The sequence below is a fragment of the Companilactobacillus bobalius genome (assembly GCF_009764355.1).
In genome coordinates this window covers 25,082-47,743 of sequence record NZ_LNUA01000009.1, presented here as the reverse complement: position 1 = coordinate 47,743, position 22,662 = coordinate 25,082, and the positions used below count along the sequence as shown (strand labels likewise).

19 protein-coding genes and 1 other annotated feature (1 of these 20 running past the window's edge) are annotated in these 22,662 nt (G+C 35.3%); of the genes, 11 read left to right on the top strand and 8 right to left on the bottom strand.

The annotated features are described in order from the left end of the window. Nucleotides 1-131: 131 nt before the first annotated feature. The gene (locus ATN92_RS01255) at nucleotides 132-2,051 is read right to left on the bottom strand and encodes a coiled-coil domain-containing protein (RefSeq protein WP_056955101.1); all 1,920 of its coding nucleotides are present in this window, start codon (nucleotides 2,049-2,051) and stop codon (nucleotides 132-134) included. Between the two features lie 126 nt (nucleotides 2,052-2,177). Here ATN92_RS01255 and ATN92_RS01250 point away from each other — a divergent pair, with 126 nt between their 5' ends. After that, nucleotides 2,178-3,371, top strand: a complete 1,194-nt coding sequence (locus ATN92_RS01250; RefSeq protein WP_056955099.1) for an acetate/propionate family kinase — start codon at nucleotides 2,178-2,180, stop codon at nucleotides 3,369-3,371. Here ATN92_RS01250 and ATN92_RS01245 read toward each other — a convergent pair. Beyond that, entirely contained in the window at nucleotides 3,368-4,282 is a 915-nt protein-coding gene (locus tag ATN92_RS01245; protein ID WP_056955097.1) for a 1,4-dihydroxy-2-naphthoate polyprenyltransferase, read from the bottom strand. The genes ATN92_RS01250 and ATN92_RS01245 overlap by 4 nt on opposite strands. A 130-nt stretch (nucleotides 4,283-4,412) precedes the next feature. On the opposite strand from ATN92_RS01245, the gene ATN92_RS01240 reads away from it, so the two are divergent. Next, nucleotides 4,413-5,339, top strand: a complete 927-nt coding sequence (locus tag ATN92_RS01240) for a polyprenyl synthetase family protein (protein ID WP_234032512.1) — start codon at nucleotides 4,413-4,415, stop codon at nucleotides 5,337-5,339. Nucleotides 5,340-5,356: 17 nt separating this feature from the next. After that, nucleotides 5,357-5,683, top strand: coding sequence for a bacteriocin immunity family protein (locus ATN92_RS01235; protein WP_056955093.1), 327 nt, complete (start codon nucleotides 5,357-5,359; stop codon nucleotides 5,681-5,683). Nucleotides 5,684-6,268: 585 nt separating this feature from the next. On the opposite strand, the gene ATN92_RS01230 is transcribed toward ATN92_RS01235, so the two are convergent. Continuing rightward, nucleotides 6,269-6,817, bottom strand: a complete 549-nt coding sequence (locus tag ATN92_RS01230; protein WP_056951790.1) for an NADPH-dependent FMN reductase — start codon at nucleotides 6,815-6,817, stop codon at nucleotides 6,269-6,271. A gap of 316 nt (nucleotides 6,818-7,133) precedes the next feature. Here ATN92_RS01230 and ATN92_RS19270 point away from each other — a divergent pair, with 316 nt between their 5' ends. Both ATN92_RS19270 and ATN92_RS01220 read left to right on the top strand, forming a co-directional pair. Beyond that, on the top strand, nucleotides 7,134-7,823 hold the full coding sequence (locus ATN92_RS19270; RefSeq protein ID WP_082604502.1) for a hypothetical protein: 690 nt from the start codon (nucleotides 7,134-7,136) through the stop codon (nucleotides 7,821-7,823). A 140-nt stretch (nucleotides 7,824-7,963) separates the two neighbouring features. Beyond that, on the top strand, nucleotides 7,964-8,962 hold the full coding sequence (locus ATN92_RS01220; protein ID WP_056951792.1) for a zinc-binding alcohol dehydrogenase family protein: 999 nt from the start codon (nucleotides 7,964-7,966) through the stop codon (nucleotides 8,960-8,962). 69 nt (nucleotides 8,963-9,031) lie between these two features. Here the strand turns inward: ATN92_RS01220 and ATN92_RS01215 are convergent, their stop codons facing one another. Beyond that, the gene (locus ATN92_RS01215; protein WP_056951793.1) at nucleotides 9,032-9,808 is read right to left on the bottom strand and encodes a Cof-type HAD-IIB family hydrolase; all 777 of its coding nucleotides are present in this window, start codon (nucleotides 9,806-9,808) and stop codon (nucleotides 9,032-9,034) included. Nucleotides 9,809-9,884: 76 nt separating this feature from the next. Here ATN92_RS01215 and ATN92_RS01210 point away from each other — a divergent pair, with 76 nt between their 5' ends. Both ATN92_RS01210 and ATN92_RS01205 read left to right on the top strand, forming a co-directional pair. Further along, complete coding sequence (locus ATN92_RS01210; protein ID WP_056951795.1) at nucleotides 9,885-10,634, top strand: winged helix-turn-helix domain-containing protein; 750 nt, start codon at nucleotides 9,885-9,887, stop codon at nucleotides 10,632-10,634. Then, nucleotides 10,634-12,139 (top strand): ATP-binding protein, encoded by a 1,506-nt coding sequence (locus ATN92_RS01205; RefSeq protein WP_056951797.1) that lies wholly within the window; start codon nucleotides 10,634-10,636, stop codon nucleotides 12,137-12,139. Before ATN92_RS01210 ends, ATN92_RS01205 begins: the two co-directional genes overlap by 1 nt. A 542-nt stretch (nucleotides 12,140-12,681) precedes the next feature. Here ATN92_RS01205 and ATN92_RS01200 read toward each other — a convergent pair. Further along, complete coding sequence (locus ATN92_RS01200; protein WP_056951799.1) at nucleotides 12,682-14,850, bottom strand: LTA synthase family protein; 2,169 nt, start codon at nucleotides 14,848-14,850, stop codon at nucleotides 12,682-12,684. 82 nt (nucleotides 14,851-14,932) lie between these two features. Beyond that, nucleotides 14,933-17,104, bottom strand: coding sequence for an LTA synthase family protein (locus ATN92_RS01195; protein WP_056951802.1), 2,172 nt, complete (start codon nucleotides 17,102-17,104; stop codon nucleotides 14,933-14,935). Between the two features lie 113 nt (nucleotides 17,105-17,217). On the opposite strand from ATN92_RS01195, the gene ATN92_RS01190 reads away from it, so the two are divergent. The 4 genes from ATN92_RS01190 (at nucleotide 17,218) to ATN92_RS01175 (ending at nucleotide 20,436) form a co-directional block, all read left to right on the top strand. Continuing rightward, nucleotides 17,218-17,838 (top strand): VanZ family protein, encoded by a 621-nt coding sequence (locus tag ATN92_RS01190; protein ID WP_056951804.1) that lies wholly within the window; start codon nucleotides 17,218-17,220, stop codon nucleotides 17,836-17,838. Between the two features lie 55 nt (nucleotides 17,839-17,893). After that, on the top strand, nucleotides 17,894-19,234 hold the full coding sequence (locus tag ATN92_RS01185; RefSeq protein ID WP_056951806.1) for a glucose-6-phosphate isomerase: 1,341 nt from the start codon (nucleotides 17,894-17,896) through the stop codon (nucleotides 19,232-19,234). 244 nt (nucleotides 19,235-19,478) lie between these two features. Continuing rightward, on the top strand, nucleotides 19,479-20,237 hold the full coding sequence (locus ATN92_RS01180; RefSeq protein WP_056951808.1) for a helix-turn-helix domain-containing protein: 759 nt from the start codon (nucleotides 19,479-19,481) through the stop codon (nucleotides 20,235-20,237). A 10-nt stretch (nucleotides 20,238-20,247) separates the two neighbouring features. Next, entirely contained in the window at nucleotides 20,248-20,436 is a 189-nt protein-coding gene (locus ATN92_RS01175) for a hypothetical protein (protein WP_056951810.1), read from the top strand. 43 nt (nucleotides 20,437-20,479) lie between these two features. Here the strand turns inward: ATN92_RS01175 and ATN92_RS01170 are convergent, their stop codons facing one another. Both ATN92_RS01170 and brnQ read right to left on the bottom strand, forming a co-directional pair. Beyond that, complete coding sequence (locus tag ATN92_RS01170) at nucleotides 20,480-20,962, bottom strand: GNAT family N-acetyltransferase (protein ID WP_056951811.1); 483 nt, start codon at nucleotides 20,960-20,962, stop codon at nucleotides 20,480-20,482. Nucleotide 20,963: 1 nt separating this feature from the next. After that, nucleotides 20,964-22,367: a branched-chain amino acid transport system II carrier protein gene (gene brnQ / locus ATN92_RS01165; protein WP_056951812.1), complete on the bottom strand. Its 1,404-nt coding sequence runs from the start codon at nucleotides 22,365-22,367 to the stop codon at nucleotides 20,964-20,966. Between the two features lie 259 nt (nucleotides 22,368-22,626). After that, nucleotides 22,627-22,662: a binding site (T-box leader), on the bottom strand (it continues 191 nt past the right edge of the window).

Here is a 22,662-nt window from a genome sequence, read left to right as displayed (position 1 = left end):
AATTGTAAAAGGTATGTGATCATAACAAAAAGATCAAATCCATTTAGTATGAATTTGGTCTTTTCACAATTAAATGGAGAGATTGTGTCTATATCACACATTCATACTGTAGTTACAGTCCCCCAAAAATATTAAACTTTTAATGATTCTGGTAGTGATAAAGTACCGTTACTTGCGGTGTTGATCACACTAACACTGATATCACGGTTTGTCTTACTTTCGATAGCATGTAAGTCATCCTCAGTCTGAACGAATAATTCGGTGATATCTTTTTGTTCATCTAGCAACTTGATTACATCGTCGATCCTCTTGGCGACATTTTGAAGAAGTAGAATAGTATTCTTACTATCAATTTCGTTAACACTAATGACTAATTGATATAAGAGATCAGAATGATTGCCGACAAAGACAGCATTTTCTGTATTTGGTTCAACACTCTTCAACCACCAAGTGATTAATTCTGACTTTTCGTTGAAGTCATGTTCTAGTAAACCATTTTTATCAAATAGTTGGTAACTAACGGGTTTGTTCTTTTCAAAGATAACGGTAAGAACGATTGAACCATCAGTGCGGTAGAAGTTTTGTTCTGATAATTCTTTGTTCTTATTGAAATTCTGCATTGAAGATAATTGACCTTGGCTATTGTAAATATTAGTTTTTACAACTTGGTCATTCTTGTAGTAGTTAATACGATCAATGATTGTCTTGTCGAAGTATTCAGCAGTCATCAATAGGTTTTGTTTTTTATCATAGATGAAAGTATCTTGTGTTTCGACGTCAGTTCTAGTTACCCAATCACTACTATCAGGAATTGCTACTCGTTTGCCATCAGGCTTATCACTCTTTTGCAATTGATCAAATAAGTTTATAACGTTTGGAATGGCAATATGTTGATCCTTAGCCTTCTTATCAATAATTTCATGAACATGATTATCATAGAAAGTTGATACGACAGTAACGGGCTTTTGCAATTTAGATTCGAGGTAATTTACCATACCGAATAAATCATTTTTTGCGGTATCGGAATCAAAATCGTTAGCTGTTACGTAATATTCTTTGTCTTTATCTAAATAGACATCACGCACTAAGTAAGCTGAATGGAAAACATCTTTGATATATTTACTCAAGTAGTCGATATTTCCATTAACATCAGCTAATTCATCATCGATCTTCTTGTGTTCTTCATCAAGGCTTTGAATGTGACGCTCTAAGCCGGCAATAGTTTCGATACGGTAATTGTGATCGTTCTTCATTTGATCATCAATGTTACGAGCCTTTTGTTGTAAGTTAACGATTTGCTTATTAACGTCACCAATTTGATTGTTCAAGTCAGCGGCCTTGCTGTTTAAATTGGCAACATCTTCTTGAGCGGAATTGATCTGTTCCTTGAGTTCCTTACGTTCAGCGTAAAGAGTATCGATTGATTCTTTTTGTTTCTCCATTAAGGCCATCATCTTTTGAAGATCTTTTTCTTCTTTGATGGAAGTAGACATGTCAGTTTCAGATTGTTCATTTTTTGCAAGATTTGTTTGAAGCGTTTCCAAACTTGCTGTCTTTGTGTTAATCTCGGTGTTAAGGTCATTTAACTGTTCTTGTAATTCACTGAGTTTTTGTTCTTGTTCTTTACGATCAGCGTTCACAACGGCTAAATGTTCTTTAGCGGCATCATCATTTTGAGCTTTAGTATCAGCCAATTTTTCGGTTGATTCTTTTTCATCACGCTTTAAAGTTTTAAGATAATTGTCTAGGGTTTCCTTCTTAGCTTCAAAATCATCTTTTTCAGAGAAAAGGTTCGTCTTTAAATCGTTTCTTAATTGAGCATATTGATGTGACAAATCATTCATTTGCTCTTCGATGTTTACGCGCTTGTCATGAACTGACATAGGAAGTTGTTCCTCTTTTTGTTCATTTTCCTTAGCAACCTCAGTTGACTGATTGTCAGTAGATGTTTGAGATTGAGCAGAATTTTGGTCGCTTTTAGGAGAATCTGGAAGCGATTTATCTGCCTCTGGTTTCTCATCAATCTTGCGTAGCATGTCTAAAAATTTCACGAATCAATTCCCCCATAAAAAGACTTATAATAGTTACTAAAGAGTAGCATTTTTTTATATCGGTGTAAAGTTTGATATAAAGCTATTTGTAGAGAATACCTAGACCAAAAAAAGGAGAGTTTTTGTATGAAGATTATGGCTATAAACGCAGGTAGTTCAACTTTGAAATGGAAACTTTTTGAAATGCCTGAGAAAAAAACAATTGCTTCAGGAATGATTGATCGTTTGGGAACACCTAAGTCAATTTTTAAATTAAAATATAATGGTCAAAAAATTCAACGTGAAGAAGCTATTAAATCCAATGATATTGCGGTTCTATCGATTCTGGACGCCTTAAAAGATATGAAAATTATTGAAAAATTTGGTGATATTGTAGCTTTTGGTCATCGTGTTGTTGCCGGTGGAGAGTACTTCAAGAAATCAGAAATTATTACCGATGCCAATTTGAAAAAGATTCAAGAGTTGGCTGAATATGCTCCATTACATAATAAAGTTGAAGCCTATTATATCGATGTCTTCAAAAAGTTGGTTCCTAAAGCTATTCAAGTGGCTGTTTTTGATACATCATTCTTCGTCGATATTCCCGAAACAAATTATTTGTACAGTGTAGATTTAGAAGATTATAAAAAATACCATGTACGCCGTTATGGCGCACATGGTACAAGTCACCGTTATATCGCTCAACGTTTGAATGAAATCGTTGATGGTGGTATCGATGATAAGAATGTTATTGTTCTACATTTAGGTAGTGGTGCTTCAATTAGTGCCATCAAACATGGTAAAGCTTTTGATATTTCAATGGGATTCACTCCATTAGCTGGTATCATGATGAGTTCTAGAAGTGGGGATATTGATTTCTCAATTATTCCGTTCTTGATGAAGAAATTAGGAATTAAAGATATTTCCGAAATGATCGATATTTTAAACCACAAGTCTGGTCTACTAGGAATTTCAGGTGTTTCACCAGATATGCGTGATATTGAAGCCGTAGAGGACACTAATACACGTGCCAAGTTAGCCTTAGAAATGTATCGTAATCGTATTCTTAAATTCATTGGTTCTTACACAGCTGAAATGGGTGGCGTTGACGTTATTGCCTTTACAGCCGGAGTTGGTGAAAACTCAACTGAAGTCCGTGAAGATATTATGAATGGGCTTGGGTATATGGGACTTAAGATCGATGAAGAAAAGAACAAGCAAAATGGTTCCGAAAATAAAATCACAACTGATGATTCTAAAGTTACAGCCTACACAATTCCAACTAACGAGGAATTGATGATTGCTCAAGATACTTATAAATTTGCTAAATTACTTGATTAGAAATTAAAGATCACACCAAAAATAAATGTAACGGTCTCTGCCAAAGTAATCAGTAACAGATTCTTAATGATTAAGGGGAAGGTTTTCTTCTTAATAGGATTCTGACTGAATGCTTTGGCATTTTTGTAAACTATGGGTGTTATTAGGAAAGTTAGTAACATTAATTTGGGCAATAATCCCAAGATAACGGAACAAACTAGAGCTAAATAACCAAGTACGTAAAGTGATTTGAGAATGAAAATCGAATTAGCTTTGCCTAGGTAATAAACTAATGTTTTACGTCCTAAATTGATATCTTCTTGTTCGTCAGCAATATTATTGGCTAACAGTAAGTTAGAGATAGCGAAAACAGTTAGTAATGATGAAAGTAAGGCATCACCGTAAAATTTGAAATTCAAAATGACGTCAGGATTGTGCACCACATTTATGTAAATGGCGATTAAATAAATAACATATCCCATGGTAAAACCAGAGAAGAATTCACCTAATGGTCCACGATTAATAGGCCAAGGACCACCGGCATAACAGAAACCAACGGCAAAGGAGAACAGACCTAGATATAATAATGGCAAACCTGTTCGATAGACGATGAAAAGTCCAATGATGGCAGCAATTGCACTGAATGAAAAGTCCAACCAACCAATTAGATGGATATTGAGATGGTTAACACCGATAACATTAGTTTTACGACGAAAACTTTCATCACCAGTGGCATTTTTATAGTCCCAATAATTATCATTGATATCGACGGCCATATTGAAAAGAAACATAGCGATAAAAAATAGAATCAAATCAAGAGCGTTAATAGAATGCCAGTGATAATATGAATACAAAGTTCCCATCAAAAAGGGGAAGACACTAGCGGTTTTGGCTTTTATTTCGACAAGCTCGAAAAATACTGAAGGTTTCATAGAAATCATTCCTTTGGATTTGATAGGTTCTATTATAGAATTATTTTGGAATACAACAAAGCGATACAGGGGTAATAAATATTTTATGGCGAACTCAATTTGGAAAAGCTATCCTCAACTAGGGGAGAAATTGGACTTAACGACAGATTACATTCATCAAATGGTGAAGATAAATAATCTCGATATCAGTTCAATGATTATAGATTTAACTTCAGGTGGCAAAATGTTGCGTCCGGCCTTTTTCTTATTATTCAGCGAGTTTGGTAATGAGAAAAAATCAACAAAGGATTTGATTCCATTAGCGGCATCGTTAGAAATTTTACATGTTGCTACTTTGATTCATGATGATGTAATTGACGATTCGCCAATGCGCAGATCACAGCCCACGATCCACACTAAATATGGTCGTAGAAATGCTATTTATGCTGGCGACTATTTATTTACGATATACTTCGAATTAGTATCTCAGAACTTAGTTAAAAATACTGATATACTGCGCAATGCATTGAGTATGAAACGCATTTTGATTGGTGAATTAGATCAAATGTGTATTAATTTCAATGTCAAGGCAACTACCGATATGTACTTAAAAGAAATTTCCGGTAAAACCGCGGAGTTATTCAGTTTAAGCGCTACTATGGGGGCTATTGTTAGTGGTGGAAGTCAGGAATTAGTTGAACGTTGTAAAGAAATCGGTCATGATATCGGAATGGCCTTTCAAATAATTGACGATATCCTTGATTTCAGTAGCTCTGCAGAGACTGGGAAGCCAGTTCACGAGGACTTACGTAATGGTGTCTATTCATTGCCATATATTTTAGGATTAGAGTCCGGTAACAAAGATTTGATTGCAATCCTATCAAAAGAAGAGTTAACTGATTCCGATGACGAGAAGGCTACTAACATAGTAATTGATGATGGTTATTTGAATCGTGCTAAAGAAATTGCTCAACAATTTACACAGCACGCATTGGAAGAAATCGAAAAATTACCTAAAAACACTAGTCGTCATGTTTTGATGGAAGTAGTTAAAAGATTAGTTAATCGAATCAAATAGTATCGGGGTAAAATATAATGAATCAAGATAAGAAGTTAGCTTTAATTGAACAAGTAAACCGATTTTTAGGGGATTTGAATAAAACAGTTGAAACCAATAATGAGGTAAAAACTCTTATTCAAACGGCTTATAACAGTATTAATAAGTCGGAAAAGACAACACAAAAGTATAATGAAATTTCTGATGCTATTAGAGAAATGAATGGTACTTTTCAAGAATTGGCTTTACAAAAGAAATATCAATTTAGTACAGAACAGAATGATATTATCAACAAATTAAGGGCTCTATCACGTGAGCCAATGTCTCAAAAAGGTATTGGAACTATTAATGGTGCTGTGTGGTAAGACCCGTCCTCCGCAACAAGAAAATTTGGCTGGAACGCCATGGGCCGACTTAGAGCTAATTATTTCACACTTCGTGCAAAATAATGGATCTCTAAGCTCGACCTTTCCCTAAGCAATAAATTGCTAAGGGAATCTCATGGCTGAGCCAATTTTCTTGTTGCTCCGGACTAAATTCTGCTTTGCTAGGTAGTGTCATTGTAAAATTTGAATAATAAATAAGAACAGCCTCTATTAGGAAATACTCAAGTATATAGAACATATATCTTGAATATTTAATAGGGCTGTTCTTTTGATTTGAAATTTTTATTTAAATTATGTAGATCTAAAAATCTCGAAACATTGCAATTTTACTTGATAATATTAGAACTAGGGAACTAGTCGGTAGTAAAAAATCTGTGGACCCTCAGTCGTGTCCACCACGTTCCAGTGGCCCACAGATTTTTTGCGGACGACGGCATTTTACACAAAAAAAGAATAAGGGCGTAGAAATCAAAATTAACTTCTACACCCTTATTCTTTTTTGATACGTGATAAACTGTTTGCAATAGACTGATTACGTACCGAAAGTAATATTATAACATTATATTAATATCTGTTTAATAGGTCAACATAAGCATCAACAATACTTTGTAAGAATCCGACAGTTCCCTCAGCAACATTGCCGTTTTCATCAAGAATATTTGTCACATTGCCAATGTATGCTTCCGGTTGTTGAAGAACTGGCATGTTCAAGAATACTAGTGATTGACGTAGATGGTGGTTGGCACCAAACCCACTGATAGCACCGGGTGAGACGCTGACAATAGCAGCTGGCTTCATGTCCCAAGCACTTTGTCCATAAGGTCTTGAACCAACATCAAGAGCATTCTTCAATGCAGCTGGAACAGAACGATTGTATTCTGGTGTTACAAATAAAACACCTTTAACATTTTTAATTTTATTTCTGAATTCTGTATATTCTGCTGGAACTGATTCAGGTGTATCAATATCCTCATTATATAGTGGTAAATTACCAATTTCGATAAATTCTGGTTCGTATTGGCTAGGGAAAAGCTTAGCAAGATTCTTAGCGATTTGCTTTGAATATGATCCTTTACGTAAACTTCCCACTAAAACAGCGATTTTTTCTGACATATGAAATTCCTCCGTAACCTTTGATGTTTTTAAATTATCATAAAAAAGAATAATCAACAAATATTTGTTCTCGCAAACAAAAATAAATTTATTCTGTAAGAAAACGATTGCAAAAGAATTACATGTGTGTTCACGATTTATCGACAGTTGTATAAGTATGCAGAATGTAACATTTTAATTGCAATAATATGACCTTAATTACAGGAGTGTTACAAAAACAACTTCAAACTGAATTTTTTTATTCTGTTCGTAATATGATTGAAATATTTATCTTGTATAGTTTCCTCTGGTAAATGAAAAACCGGGGAGAGATTAGTTGTTAAAGCAAATTAAATTAGAAGCACTACTTATCATTAGTTTGATCGTTACTGGGGATATGGGATATACAGTTGCTTATGCCGCAGATTCATCAGCAGACCAAACAAGTAATGCAACGGATTTTAGAAAAACACTGACTAATTTGGAAACAAACCAAAGAGTCGATGAAAATGCCGATAAACTAAATAAAAAAATTGTGTTATCAGGTAATAAGGAATTTATGCCTGGAATCGAAAATAGTGAAAAAGATCCAAATGTGAACATGGACGAGATTGCATCACAAGTTCAAACAGAACAAAAACAACAAGATGTTGATCACGCGCCAGTTCAAGAATCACAGCCAGAACAAGTTGAAGAGTCACAACAAGCAATTACACAAGCTGCTTCAGAACCACCTGTAGAAATGCAAACAGCTGGTAAGAGTGTTGGTACTTTTAAAATTAGTTTTTATGATCCTGCAGTTTTAGGATCAGATATGGGCTATTCAGGGGTTGCTACTAATTTAAGTGTTATTCCACGTGGATCAAGCTTGAAGATTACTACAGCTCAAGGGGATGTCTTCTATCGAACAGTTAACGATACAGGAACATTTGCCTATGACAATCCTTATCAAATTGATATGGCAATGCCAAATAGTATGATTCCTTCATATGGAATTACTAGTGCTACTGTTGAAATCATTGGTTAATTGAATTAGTTCTGAAAAACAGCCAGTAACTCACAAATTGAGTTGCTGGCTGTTTGTTTTCTATTATCATGAGGGGGTCAAAAATTTAATTAACTATCTTCTTATTGTAAAATATAATTATTAAAAAGAAGGTTAGATAAATGAAAGCATTTGGAGTAACTAATAATAGACAAGATAGTTTTGTAGAATTCGATAAAGCAGAAGAATTGCCTACAGGTAAAGATTTGTTAGTTAAAATCGAAGGTATCTCAGTTAACCCAGTTGATATTGCTACACGTAAAGGTATCAATACTGAATTAAAAGAGCCTAAGATTTTAGGTTATGACGGTTACGGTGTCGTTGAAAAAATTGGCGAAGCCGTTAAGAATTTTCAAGTAGGTGACAAAGTATTTTTTGCCGGTGATTACACTCGTGATGGCTCATATCAAGAATATGAATTGATTGATGAAAGAATCGTGGCTCATGCACCTGCACAAACTTCGATTGAAAAAAGTGTCGCTATGCCATTGGTAGCTTTGACAGCTAGTGAATTGTTATTTGAAAAACTAAATATCAACCCAGTTATCGATAATCGTGAAAAAACAATTTTAATCATCAATGGAGCCGGTGGTGTCGGTTCTATTGCTACTCAATTGGCTCATTTGGCTGGTCTAAAAGTTATTGCTACAGCTTCAACTCCGGAAAAGGTAAAGTGGGTCAAGGACTTGGGTGCCGATTTAGTGGTTAACCATCATCAAGATCTAATTAAGCAAGTGCACGATTTGGGAATTGAAAATATTGATTATATTGTTGGATTAAGTAACAACGATCCACACTGGCAAGAAATTGTTGAATTGATCAAACCATTTGGTACTTTTGCAACTATTACTAATTTACGTGAATCACAAATAGGTGATTTAAAACAAAAATCAGTTAGCTTTGCTTGGGAATGGATGTTCACCAAGGCTAAGTTCAAGTTAGACTCAATGTCTGATCAAGGGGCTTATTTAGAGAAACTCGCTGATGGTTTAGACAGTGGCATGATTAAGTCAACGGTTACTAAAGTTTTCCATGGATTTAACGTTGAAAATATTAAAGCAGCCACAGAATTAGTTGAAGAAGGACACATGATGGGAAAAGTCGTTGTTTTAGCTAAATAGTAAAAAAGCAGGTAATCGTGTTTTGATTACCTGCTTTTGTTTAATTTAAGCGCAAAAAGTTATTGAGTATTAGATTAAATTGTAGTGTTTTAGACCATTAACGATACCACCGTTAACGTTTTCAGTGGTAACATAAGAAGCAATGGCTTTGACCGAGTCTAAACCGTTACCCATGGCAACACTGTAATCAGCAAATTCAAGCATTGGCAAGTCATTATTACCATCGCCAAAGGCATAAGTTGGTTTGTCTTCAAGGTCTAGTTCCTTTAATAGATGTTTGATACCACTCATCTTAGAAACACCCTTATTGACAGTATCAACTGATCTAGGACCTGTCTTATAAAAAGTAAGATCATCGAAGACTTCTTGATAATTGGAGCCATCACCTTCAGTAACGATAACAATCATAGGAACTTTGTTAGATTTGTAGAAATCAGGATCAATTTCAGGTAGTTCTAAATGAACACTTTTGTAAAAATCTTCAACAAAAGGGTTAACTTCGTTAAGATATGATTGATCAGCTGAATGAACACTAACAGTGTCACCGAATTTTTTAGCTTGTTTAAGAAGCTTTTCGATTAAGTCTGGTTTAATATTGTTTTCGTAAACTACTTTGCCTTGAGATTGGACATAAGCTCCATCCAAGGTAATATATGTATCAATATCAGTTGAGTTAAGCACTGGGTCAATTTCAATTGGAGCACGTCCAGTGTTAACGACTGGTAAATAGCCATTTTCTTTGAGTTCACGTGTAGCTTGTGCAACGTCTGCATCAATTTCTGAATGGGCGTTTAGAAGTGTACCGTCGAGGTCGAAGAAAACAGTTCCCTTATAATTTGTTTGCAAAAGATCACCAACCTAAATAAATTTTGTATACTTATAACATATTACCAAGTTTTAAAGAAAAGATGGAGTGATATTAATGAAAATTTTAATGATTGAAGATAACAAGTCCGTCTCCGAAATGATGGGAATGTTCTTCCAAAAGGAAAAGTGGGATGCCAGTTTTGCATATGATGGTAACGAAGCCGTCGATATGTTCAATGCTAGTCCTAACGATTGGGATATGATCACCCTAGATTTGAACCTTCCAGGAAAAGACGGAATGGAAGTTGCTAAAGAGATCCGTAAAGTATCTAAAACTGTACCAATTATTATGTTAACTGCCCGTGATACCGAAAGTGATCAAGTATTAGGTCTAGAATTTGGTGCTGACGATTATGTCACAAAACCATTCAGTCCTATCACTTTAATTGCTCGTATGAAGGCTATTCACAGACGTGATGAAAATATGGCTGAAAAATTAGCTGAGAGCAAGAGCGTTAATGCAACGGTGGAAGAAGCAGATGATGGGTTCGACATCAATACTGGTTTCTTTAAGCTCAACTCAAGCACGCGTGAAGCTTATTTAAATGATAAAGAAATTCCTGATTTGACACCAAAGGAATTTGATTTATTGAAGACTCTAGCTAGCAAGCCTAAGCAAGTCTTTTCACGTGAACAATTACTAGAATTAGTTTGGGATTACGACTATTTTGGAGAAGAAAGAACAGTCGATGCCCATATCAAGAAATTGCGTCAAAAGATTGAAAAAGTAGGTCCACAAGTTATTGAAACTGTTTGGGGCGTGGGCTACAAATTTGACGATACAACTGCAAGGGCTGAGGCATAATGAAATTAATTTACCAAAATATGCTAAGCTTTTTGATTGTTATCTTAACGACCTTGGGGATCATTTTATATTCAGTTACGAGTGCCTCAACTAGCTGGGAATATAATCGGACTTACAAGAGTTTGGAAAGCTATGCTGGTAATCTGGAAAAGATTGCTTTGAAGACTGATCCTAAAACAGGACAGATTCATAATATTACTGGTGACAATATTCGAACGGTTGAACAAGTCTTGTCAGAAAGAAACGTGCAATTCGCTATTTTTGACTACAACAACGACCAAGTGTACCCAACGCCACCAACTAATGTAAAACTACATTTGAAAGATTCTTATTGGAAGAAACTTAAGCAAGGCAAGACAATCCGTAATGTGCAGAAGTTGCAAGACACTGATGGAAATCCGCGATTGCGAAAGGATGATAACCGAAGTTATGTTTATGTCCTAACGCCGTGGTTCCAAAATGGAAAGTTAATTGCGGCCGTTTGGGCTGGATCAGATGTTTCCGAGTTGCAGACTAATATTGGTGAGATTAATAGTCGTCTGTATTTTGCACTCTTGATTTCGCTATTAGCGGCAATTATTTTGAGTTTCTTACTTTCGAGATATCAGGTTAATCGAATTAATCGATTACGTAGTGCGACGAAGAAAGTTGCTAATAATGACTTCTCGGTTCATATCGAGAGTAAAGGTCGCGATGAACTAGATGATTTGGCAGAGGACTTTAATCAAATGGTTAAGTCTCTAGAAGCCTCAGATACTGAAATTAAGCGTCAGGAACAACGACGGAAGGAATTCATGGCAGATGCATCACATGAAATGAGAACGCCGCTAACGACTATTAATGGACTATTAGAGGGATTGGCTTATGATGCTATCCCTGAAGAGTCTAAAGGTCAAAGTATCCAGTTGATGAGGAATGAAACAAAACGTTTGATTAGATTAGTTAATGAGAATTTGGATTATGAGAAGATTCGGACTAACCAAATAACAATGGCTAAGCGAGTCTTTGACGCCAATAAGCCTTTAACCGATATTACTTCACAATTGGAGAAGAAGGCTGCTGGATCTGGCGATGAATTGATTTTGAAGAAGTATGATGGTGAATTAAAGACCTTCGCTGATTACGATCGTTTTGTTCAAGTTATGTTCAATATTATTCAAAATGCAATTCAGTTTACTAATGATGGCAAAATTTTTGTCAGTGGAACTCGTGAAGAAAATCGTCACGCCTCTGTCTTTACCATTTCTGATACCGGAATAGGGATGTCGGAAGACCAAGTTAAGAACATTTGGGATCGTTACTACAAAGCTGATCCTTCACGTAAGAACCGTAAGTATGGAGAATCTGGTTTAGGACTATCAATCGTTCATCAATTGATTGAAAATCATGGTGGTGAAATTGAAGTTAAGAGTAAGGAAAATGAAGGGACGACCTTTACCGTAACGCTCTTTGACGACGGTTATGAACATAAACCAAATGAAAATAAAGAAGGCAGTAATCGTTAAGTCTAAAAGATTTTGCCTAGATTTAAAATAAAAGAGTGCTCACAGCAAACTGAAATATATCAGATTTGATGTGAGCACTCTTTTTAATCCCTTTCAAATTTTTTTAAAATGTGAATACGCTTAAATTTCCAATTCTTACTCCAGACTAAATAACATTTCAATTATTTTTCTTGAGGTAAGTATGTTTAATACGTGATTTTGTAAAATAATTTAGTCCAGTAAGATGAAAACAGCCTCTATTAAAGGATTCAAGCAAAGTCTTGAATATTTAATGGAGGCTGTTCTTTTAATTTAAAATTTCTATATTTTTAGGTTTAAAAATACTAGAACCAACTAACTAGTCGGTAGTAAAAAATCTGTAGGCCCTCAGTGGTGTGATTTTACTTAGCTTGCGTAGCAAGATTAGTAAAAGACCGAGCTTCGAGATCCATGATTCCGTACGAAGTGCGGAATTATTAGCTTGAAGTCGTGTCCACCACGTTCCAGCGGCCTACGGATTTTTTGCGGACGACGGCATATTTCAACCACATTAGTTGGTGTGATTATTTCTCTTTTTTACCTAAGTATGACCAACTGTCGATTGGTGAACGGTCATCTTGTAATTGCAAAGCATCGGTATTATACAAATTAGTAGTTGATTTGTTGCCATTACGAGAATAAATGCTAGTAGATTTAACGCCTAGTTCATCACGACGTTTGACCAATTGTTGAACTTGATTCTGATAAGAGTAATTAGTTGGATTAACAGGGATGAATCCTGTTGGTGTATAGAATCTCAAGAGATTTTTGTTATTAACGTTGTCAGAAACTTTTAATTTTAGACTGACATCTTCCAACCATTTGTCGGCCTGCATAGCTAATCTTGGATTATCCTTCAAAGGAATTTCTTGACCGGTTTTGTTTTCATAAACGGTTGGACTACCAGAATCATTAGGGTAGACCGTATACTTCGGTGTAATCAAACTCTTATTTCGGAAGGCTACAACGGAACTATGTTGTTTCGATAGTAGATCTGTTCCTAATTGAACGTATTGACTAGTGTTAACTCCGGCCAAATGTAGAACTGTTGGTAAGACGTCAATTTCGCCACCGTAAGTATGTTTGATTCCGCCTTTAAGACCATTCATGTGAATCATAAAAGGTACACGTTGATACTGTGTTTCGTTGAATTTGCTCCAAGTGTCAGGATCTTGACCAAAGAGACCAGTAGCTAATTCTTTGTGCTGACTATCGCCTTTACTGTTCTTGTCAAGACCATAGTGATCACCATAAAGTACAATCATACTATTTTTTGACAGTCCAGTATCATTCAAATAATTGAAAAACTCTTCGACAGATTTATCTAAATAATGAGCGGTCTTAAAATATTGATTAATTTCGTCATCGTCAAGATCGGTAGATTTGAAATTATCATTATCTTCGTCAGCAAATTGATAACGAACGTGATTAGTAACGGTTAAAAATTTAGTATAGAAAGGTTGTTGCATCTGTTCAAGATACTTAGCACTTTCAGACAGCAACAATTTATCCTTAATACCATAAGTGTTAAGTGAGGCGGTATCAGGATTTTTAGTGTCGTAATAACTTTTATCGAAGAAGTAATTGTAGCCCATATTCTTATAAACAGAATTACGATCCCAGAAACTACCAACATTTCCGTGGAAAACAGCACTGGTATAACCCTTCTTTTGTGCAAGGATGGCGGGTGCTGCTTGGAAGGTATTTGAAGTTCCCAATTTGGTAAAGACAGAAGTACCCGCAGGAAGGCCAAATAGTCCAGATTCTAGCATTGTTTCGGCATCACTAGTTCGACCGCTACCAACTTCGTTGAAAAAGTTATCGTAAGCAATAGTATTTTTGTCATGATAAAGCTTATTCAAGAACGGTGTAACTTCTTGACCATTAACTTTCAAACCGATAAGGAATTGTTCAAAGCTTTCCAGATGGATGATGATGATATTTTTGCCATTAGCTTTACCGAAATAAGTTGGGTTGGGCGCTGCATAGTTTTGATGGACATAATCAAGGACTTTATCCATCTCTGATTCAGTAGCAGTTGAGCGCACTTGGTCATTTTGAGCCGATCTAATCGAATCATATGGTAGGAATGCGTTTATTCCTAAATATTTAACGATATAAGAGTGGTCAAAGGTTCTTCCTAATAATTGGGGACGATTAGCTTCAGAACCCGCCAAATCGGCTGAAAATAGCATTAAGCCCAAACAAGTTGTGGCTACGGCATTCAATTTTCTAAAAGGACGACGATCAACCTTGATGAAGTGGAAAATAAACAGAAGTGCAATAATGACAATATCAATTAGATAGATGGCATCACGTGCTTGGACAACACCTAAAGTTGTAGTACCAAGACCTTTGGCGACTTTACCGACACCAGTAATGGAATTGAAGGAAATAAAATCAGAAAATGATCGGAAGTATAAGACATTGCTGTAAATAAAAATTGAATCAGCAATATAAATAATCCCCATGGCAATGTAAGATAAAATTCCTCTATTGAAATAGAGCGCGACACTCATCAATAAAACCAGCGTAGCGAATGGATTAACAATTAATAAAAAGTGCTGTAAAAAGTTTTCGATACCTAAAGAAAAATCGAGATAGTAAGTAACGATGGTTTTTAACCATAGACAAAGAATTAAAAAGGTCATAAATCCTAATCTAGTATTTAGTACGGATTTAATTTTTTTCATAAAAGTTCCTCATAACATAATTAGTTCACTACGTAATAATACTTTATCTGGACCAATAAAAAAAGCCAGCTCTAAGCTGACTTTACTTGTTGGAGGTAGAATTGTTGCTCTTATTTTCAGAATCTTCTTTTAAGATGCTAGACCAACTATCAATATAAGTACGATCACCGTTTAATTCAGGTGCATCGGTGGTATATAGACTAGTTGTCGACTTATTATTATTTTGCGAATAGACGCTGGTTGATTTTAGACCTAAGTCATTACGCGTTTGAACAAGTTTTTGAATTTCGTTTTGATAATCATAATTCTTAGGGTTAACCGGTGTGAATCCACTTGGCGTGTAGAATCTCAAAAGATTCTTATTGTTAATAGTATCTGAAAGTTTAAGTTTGACGTTGACATATTCTTGCCATTTTTTAACCTTTTGCTTGAGAATCGGATTCTGACTGAGGTCGACTAATTCACCAGTTTTATTCCGATAAACCTCAGGCTGATCACTATTGCCTTTTAAGACAGTGTAGTGCGGGGTGACAAAATTCTTGTTTCGGAAAATTACGATAGGATTATGTTGTTTTGAAAGTAGGTCAGTTCCTAATTGAACATACTGTTTTGTATTGATTCCGGCTAAATGAAGTAGTGTAGGCAAGACATCAATTTCACCACCATAAGTGTGGTTAATACCACCCTTGAGTCCCTTCATATGAATCATGAAAGGCACCTTTTGCATTTGTGAATCATTGAAGTCGGTCCAATCTTTCGAATCAATTCCTAAAACAGGTGCTAGATCAGTATTTTGACTATCAGATAATCCATAGTGGTCACCGTAAAGTACAATCATTGAATTATCGTAAATTCCACTGCTCTTTAAATAGTTGAAGAATTCTTTCAAGGCATTGTCCAAATAGTGAGCTGTTTCAAAGTAACCATTAACAGTACTGTTGTCAGTATCCGGTGGAGTAAAATCGTCTTTATCTTCATCAGTTAATTGGAACGGATAATGATTGGTTACAGTAATAAATTTAGCGTAAAACGGTTGTTGCAATTGCTCAAGATATTTCACACTTTCTGAAAGCATTAATTTATCTTTCATACCGAATCCCAACATTGAATCATCACTCTTATTAAAGTAACTGGAATCAAAGAAATAATTATAACCCATATTTTTGTAAACGGAATTACGGTTCCAAAAACTTCCAACATTACCATGGAAGACAGCACTAGTGTAGCCTTCTTTTTGTCCCAAAATAGCCGGGGCAGCTTGGAAAGTATTGTCACTTCCTAGTTTGGTGAAGAGTGATCCTTCTGGTAAACCAAAGAGACCAGTTTCTAGCATATTCTCGGCATCACTAGTCCGTCCTTGTCCTACTTCGTGATAGAAGTTATCAAATGACATTGTGTTTTTATCGTCATAAAGACTGTTTAAGAACGGCGTTACCTCCTGACCGTTAACTTTGTCGTTAATCAGGAATTGTTGGAAACTTTCCAAGTGAATAATGATAATGTTTTTACCCTTAGCTTTACCAAAATAAGTTTTATTCGGTTTAGCGTAATTCTTTTGAACATCAGCTAAAACATCATCCATATCGGTACCAACGGCTTCGGAACGGACTTGATTATTTTGAACTGTCTTGATTGAGTCATAGGCTAAAAAAGTATTTAAGCCTAAATACTTAACAATATAAGAACGATCGAAAGTTCTTCCTAATAGTTGAGGACGATTGCTTTCCGCAACGGTTAAATTGAATGAGAATAAGAAAATACCCAACATAGTCGTCGCTACAGCAGTCAATTTTTTCATGGGACGAGGATCAATTTTAATAAAGTGAGTAAATAACAAAATAGCAATAATAATAAAATCTAAACCATAAAGGATATCGTGAGCTTGGATTAGACTGGTGGCACTGCCACCAAGGCCTTTAGAAACCTTTGAAGCACTGGTGATAGTGTTGAAAGATAAGAAGTCACTTAATTCGCGGTAATAAAGCACGTTTCCATACAGAAGAACTGATTCAAGAACGTATATCACTCCCATAACGATATAAGAGATTCTTGGGCGAGTGACATACAACGATATACTGAGTAAGATAACGGAGGTAGCGATAGGATTAAAAATCAAAATCGCATGTTGTAACGGGTCCGTTGCGCCTAGAGAAAAATCAGTATAATAAGCTATAATAGTTTTGAGCCAGAGAGTAAAGACTAAAAGGGTTAGAAAACCTAATCGTTTACTCAAGAAATTTTTTAATCTATTCATTGATAATTCCTTATTTGTAAAAATTCTTTAATAAAATCTATTTAAGTACTAAATAAATTGTTTAATTGTTAGTATAATACGTTATAGGTAAAAAGTGGGGAAGAATAAGAAAAATGATATTTTTAGGACCGTTGTATACATACATTTTTGAAAAGTATGCGTCAAGATTCAATCATTTTCCATTGATTAGGCTTTCTTTTTATGCTGTGGATAAAGCAATATTATATACCTTATTTTTCGTTATCCTTAGGTATATATGGGTAAAAGTTAAAAAGAAAAATACAACCTTTGGCCGTGAATTTGGCCTAACTGTATTTGTCTTCTATGTTCTCCTACTTTTTGCTTTAACAGTCTTTCGAGATGGCTATTTCATTTGGCAATTCAAGTTTTATTGGCATCGGCCGTTATCCCAAATTAATATAATTCCACTAGTAGAAACGATAAAATTATTAAATGGTCAATCATTAGTCGACTTTTTTTATAATTTATATGGTAATATTGTGTGGTTCGTACCAATGGGAATATTTATACCTGCGCTTACAGAAAGACACTTTGGATTTCTAAAAGTTGTCCTAATTGGCGCTTTGATCTCGACTTCGATTGAAACGCTTCAGTTTATTTTGAACACTGGTGTAACGGATATTGATGACGTTATCTTTAATACTCTCGGCGCTGCGGTAGGATATTTTTTATATTTTGTAGGAAAATGGATAAAAAAGCTAATAAAAATTTGAAATTTTCTTCAAAAATGATTAATCTAGTTTTGACGATATATATGGAGGAGAGAAAATGACACAAATTAAATTTGATGATTCAAAATTGAACAAATTCGTTCATGAGAATGAAGTTGGCGAAATGCAAGCTCTTGTTACAGCTGCTGACGATGAATTACGTAAGGGTACTGGTGCTGGTGCTGACTTCCGTGGTTTCATCGATTTGCCTGTTGACTATGACAAGGATGAATTTGCCCGTATTAAGAAAGCTGCTAAGAAGATCCAATCAGACTCAGAAGTCTTTGTTGGAATCGGTATTGGTGGTTCATATTTAGGTGCACGTGCTGCAATTGATTTCTTAAGTTCATCATTCTATAACGTTAAGAATGAAAAAGATGTTCCAGAAGTTTACTTCTGTGGTAACTCAATTTCTCCAAATTACCTAGCTGATCTTCTTGATGTTATCGGTGACCGTGATTTCAGTATTAACGTTATTTCAAAATCTGGTACAACAACAGAACCTTCAATCGCTTTCCGTATTTTGAAAGCTAAGTTGATTGAAAAGTATGGTGTTGAAGGTGCTAAGGGCCGTATCTACGCTACAACAGATCGTGCTAAGGGTGCTTTGAAGACAGAATCTGATGCTGAAGGCTACGAAGAATTCGTTGTTCCTGATGATATCGGTGGTCGTTTCTCAGTTCTTACAGCCGTTGGTCTATTGCCAATCGCCGTTGCTGGTATTGACATCGATAAGTTGATGGAAGGTGCTGCACAATCACGTGAAGACTACTCATCAGCTGATCTAACAAAGAACGATGCTTACAAGTACGCTGCTTTGAGAAATATCTTGTACCGTAAAGGTTACACAACAGAATTGCTAGAAAACTACGAACCAAACGTTCAATACTTTGGTGAATGGTGGAAGCAATTGATGGGTGAATCTGAAGGTAAAGATCAAAAGGGTATCTACCCATCATCAGCTAACTTCTCAACTGACTTGCATTCATTAGGTCAATATATCCAAGAAGGTCGTCGTAACCTTATGGAAACAGTTGTTTTGATTGACCAACCAAGACATGATGTTAAGATTCCTGCTGAAAAAGATAACCTTGATGGTTTGAAGTACTTGGAAAACAAGTCAATGGACTTTGTTAACAAGAAGGCTTACGAAGGTGTTGTTCTTGCACATACTGACGGTGGCGTTCCAGTTATGACAGTTCACATTGAAAAACAAGATGCTTATAACTTAGGTTACTTGATGTACTTCTTTGAAATTGCTGTTGGTATTTCTGGTTACTTGAACGGTATTAACCCATTCAACCAACCAGGTGTTGAAGCATACAAGAAGAACATGTTTGGTCTACTTGGCCGTCCTGGTTATGAAGAACTTGGCGAAGAATTAAACAAGAGACTATAATTTTATAAGTTAAATTAATTAAACCTCACGTCGAAAGATGTGAGGTTTTTTGTCGACCAATAATTCTTAGTAAAATTTTAGCTATCTTTTGTCTATTTGATACTAAAATTGCTACACGAATATTTCATCTCGGTATAATTCCTCTTTGCAAACACTTTTGGCTTGATTGTAAACTTGGTTCTGGTTTAAGCCTCAGTAAACTTGTAAAATACAATTACTATAAATGGAAGGGGAGATTGCGACGATGGATGATTTGGTTTATACGCGATATTTAGGTCATCTTAAATCGTATGTTCACCAGAGACCTGAAAAGAAAGCGATTATATTGTTGGGATATATTCAAAGGGATTTTCTTCGATATTATCGTCGAGGTGACTTAATAGATGGATTTAAATTTATAAAAGAAAATTTTGAAAGAAATACTGACTTAATGAAGTATTTGACCATAACTCAAATAACTGCTCAAATGCATAGTTTTGTCGATGATTTAGCACATGAAGGTATTCAGAATCATGTTGAAATTTATCCATTTTTAGAATTGCAACAGAAGTATCATAGTTTATTGCAAAATAAGCCTGTGAAGGACTATTTGGAGTGGGTTCAGAGAATAATATATGACTTTAGTTTATTGATGAGAGTGGATAATCTATCTTTCTCAAGCCGCTTGGAACCAACTTTGGATATTATTTATTATATTAATACTAATATTTATCATAAAGTTACTGTAAAAGATGTTTTGATTCATGCTAATCAATATTGTAATCCAGCCAGAGCCCAGAGAGATTTCAAAGCTGAAATGAACATGTCAATAAGTGAATTCATTAGTACTAAAAAGATCAGTGTTGCTCAAAAGTTATTGCGCGATACGGATGATTCAATTCAAACAATTGCTGAAAAATTGAAATTCTATGATTTGAATGACTTTTCCAAACAATTTAAAAAGAAAGTTGGAATATCGCCATTGATGTATCGTAAAAATAATTATCAAAAAGAAAGCAGATGAGATAATTAATATGTTATTGAATATAGGTATTGGAATATTTGCTATAGGTTTCATTTTTGCGGGTATTGCCACGATTAGTTTTAAAATTCGGGCAATTGCTAATAAACCAGCTTGGGGTGGAATAACAATTCCATTTGGAATTATTGGATTCATTGCTCTTGTACTAGGAACAATTATGGTAGCCGGGACCAGGATGTAATAAAAGGAATCACTATGAAATTTAAACGTCATAGTGATTCCTTTTATTTTGTAAAGATTATTTCATCCAAATTTCCATAAGCAGTATGTTCAACCAATTTTTCTTCAGTAGATTCGAATCCAAACATTTCATAAAAAGCTTGAGCAATCAGGTTATCTTTTAGAACAATCAGATAAAATTTATTGAAGTCCTTTTGTAAGATATTTAGGGCAGATTGGAAGAGCTTTTGACCAATGCCTTGATGTTGAAATTCAGGTAAGACGTAAATTGAATAGATTTCCCCATAACCGACATAATTTTTCCGACGTGCAGGTCCATAACTACAGACACCGACTATTTTTCCATTGACGATAGCAATTAAGGTATTGTTGACACGTTTTTCAGGATGCCAGATATCGGTTGTTAAGTGATCTAAAAACGATTGTGGAACGATACCGATATATGCGTAATTCCAAGTCTGATAATAAACTTCCTTGATGGCTTTAAAATCAGTTTGTTGATTGGTTTTGACTATTTCAAAATTCATTTTAATCTCGACTTTCAACGGTATTGTTGATGCTTGCTAAGTTACCCAATTTTCCGACAACTAATCCTAATACGAATCCAGCCAATGTCAATGTGACCCAGCCCAATCCTAAATTTGCCAATGGAATGTATTGATGATAATATCTCAAAGCCAATTTGACAAAAGTTAGGTTAGTGACAGCTGCAGGTGAGGCATTCAACATATCGAAGATAGCAGGTAGAATAGTGAATGCAATGGTCATTTTGTATACTACACCAGCATATGGTTTAGCGTGGACAGTTAAGGAAGCTAAAATTAGAGCCAATGATAAAGGATACAGAAGCATCAGTACTGGTAATGACCAAGCAATGATGTTATCAAGTCCGGCATTAGCGACGATAAATGATAGGAAAGTTGTAACTCGTAACCAAGCTAAATAACTGACTTTAGGGAATAACTTGTGGAAATCTTGTGAGAATGAAGCAACTAATCCCATAGCCGTGGTGAAAACTCCCAAAGTAACTAAAACACCGAGAAAGGCTGTACCGAAGCTACCAAAATAATAATTAACAATACCTGAGAGGGCATCTCCACCGTTAGCTGATAAGTTCATTTTATTTAAACTAAAGGCACCTAGTAGTACTAATCCGAAATAAACTAAAATTTCTAAACTGATACTTAAAGAACCAGCTTTAGCAGTTAAACGAGACATCTCTTTATCCTTGTATCCTAAACCTCTAACGGCATGAACAAAGGTAACACTTAAAGCTAACAGAGCAACAGCATCGATGGTGTTGTAACCCTCAAGTAAACCATTGACGGAAGGATTAGTTTGATAAGCTGAGGTTGGCATATGGTTCAAGCCACCCATAGGTTTTAGAAAAGCCACGATGAAAATAATTGCTAATAAAACTAGGAAAATCGTATTGAGATATTTTCCAACATATTTTAATAATTGACTCTGATGTACCGTTAAAATGTAAGCTAATCCGAAGAAAAGGGCTGTGAATAAGAACATACCAATAGTATTGAATTTTGCGGGTAAGAACGGCTTAGCCGCCATTTCATAGGCCATAGCAGCAGTTCTTGGTGTTCCGAAGAATGGTCCGATTGTTAAATGAACAAGAACTAAAAAAATAGCAGCATAATATTTACCAACTGGTCGAGCCAAATCATAGAGGCCGTCACTCTTAGTAACAACGACCGCCAAGATGGCTAGTAGTGGGAATAAAGACCCAGAAACAGCAAATCCCAAAGCTGCCGGGAACCAGTTATTACCAGAAAGTTGTCCTAAATGAATTGGAAAAATTAAATTACCTGATCCAAAGAACATTCCAAAGATCAATGAACTGACAATCAATAGATGCCAAACTTTATGTTTGGGTTTAGTTTCCCCTGAAAAATTATAATTAAAATCGTCTTGCATGTGATACACGCCCCTTTTTGAATAATATAGATGTCTGGAATGAAGATTTTCTTTCTACGTTATGGGTTGCCTTTAAATGCTTGAAATCAAAAGGCGTGGAATACGGATATCTAAAGATATCCCCATAATAGTCTCTAGAGTGGCAAAGCCACTAAAAGATTATAAAAGGAATACGGGCATCTTTGGATGCCCCCATAATAGTCTCTAAAGTGGCAAAGCCACTAAGAGACTATAAAAAAAGAGCCCTTCTCCAACTAAGGAAAAGGGCTCAAGTAGAACGGTACCACCTTTTTTG

Excerpts from the sequence above, each read along its gene's own strand:
- ATN92_RS01250 (WP_056955099.1), top strand. The coding sequence starts at position 2,178 with ATGAAGATTATGGCTATAAACGCAGGTAGTTCAACTTTGAAATGGAAA.
- ATN92_RS01245 (WP_056955097.1), bottom strand. The coding sequence starts at position 4,282 with ATGAAACCTTCAGTATTTTTCGAGCTTGTCGAAATAAAAGCCAAAACC.
- ATN92_RS01235 (WP_056955093.1), top strand. The coding sequence starts at position 5,357 with ATGAATCAAGATAAGAAGTTAGCTTTAATTGAACAAGTAAACCGATTT.
- ATN92_RS01230 (WP_056951790.1), bottom strand. The coding sequence starts at position 6,817 with ATGTCAGAAAAAATCGCTGTTTTAGTGGGAAGTTTACGTAAAGGATCA.
- ATN92_RS01220 (WP_056951792.1), top strand. The coding sequence starts at position 7,964 with ATGAAAGCATTTGGAGTAACTAATAATAGACAAGATAGTTTTGTAGAA.
- ATN92_RS01210 (WP_056951795.1), top strand. The coding sequence starts at position 9,885 with ATGAAAATTTTAATGATTGAAGATAACAAGTCCGTCTCCGAAATGATG.
- ATN92_RS01205 (WP_056951797.1), top strand. The coding sequence starts at position 10,634 with ATGAAATTAATTTACCAAAATATGCTAAGCTTTTTGATTGTTATCTTA.
- ATN92_RS01200 (WP_056951799.1), bottom strand. The coding sequence starts at position 14,850 with ATGAAAAAAATTAAATCCGTACTAAATACTAGATTAGGATTTATGACC.
- ATN92_RS01195 (WP_056951802.1), bottom strand. The coding sequence starts at position 17,104 with ATGAATAGATTAAAAAATTTCTTGAGTAAACGATTAGGTTTTCTAACC.
- ATN92_RS01190 (WP_056951804.1), top strand. The coding sequence starts at position 17,218 with ATGATATTTTTAGGACCGTTGTATACATACATTTTTGAAAAGTATGCG.
- ATN92_RS01185 (WP_056951806.1), top strand. The coding sequence starts at position 17,894 with ATGACACAAATTAAATTTGATGATTCAAAATTGAACAAATTCGTTCAT.
- ATN92_RS01180 (WP_056951808.1), top strand. The coding sequence starts at position 19,479 with ATGGATGATTTGGTTTATACGCGATATTTAGGTCATCTTAAATCGTAT.
- ATN92_RS01175 (WP_056951810.1), top strand. The coding sequence starts at position 20,248 with ATGTTATTGAATATAGGTATTGGAATATTTGCTATAGGTTTCATTTTT.
- ATN92_RS01170 (WP_056951811.1), bottom strand. The coding sequence starts at position 20,962 with ATGAATTTTGAAATAGTCAAAACCAATCAACAAACTGATTTTAAAGCC.
- brnQ (WP_056951812.1), bottom strand. The coding sequence starts at position 22,367 with ATGCAAGACGATTTTAATTATAATTTTTCAGGGGAAACTAAACCCAAA.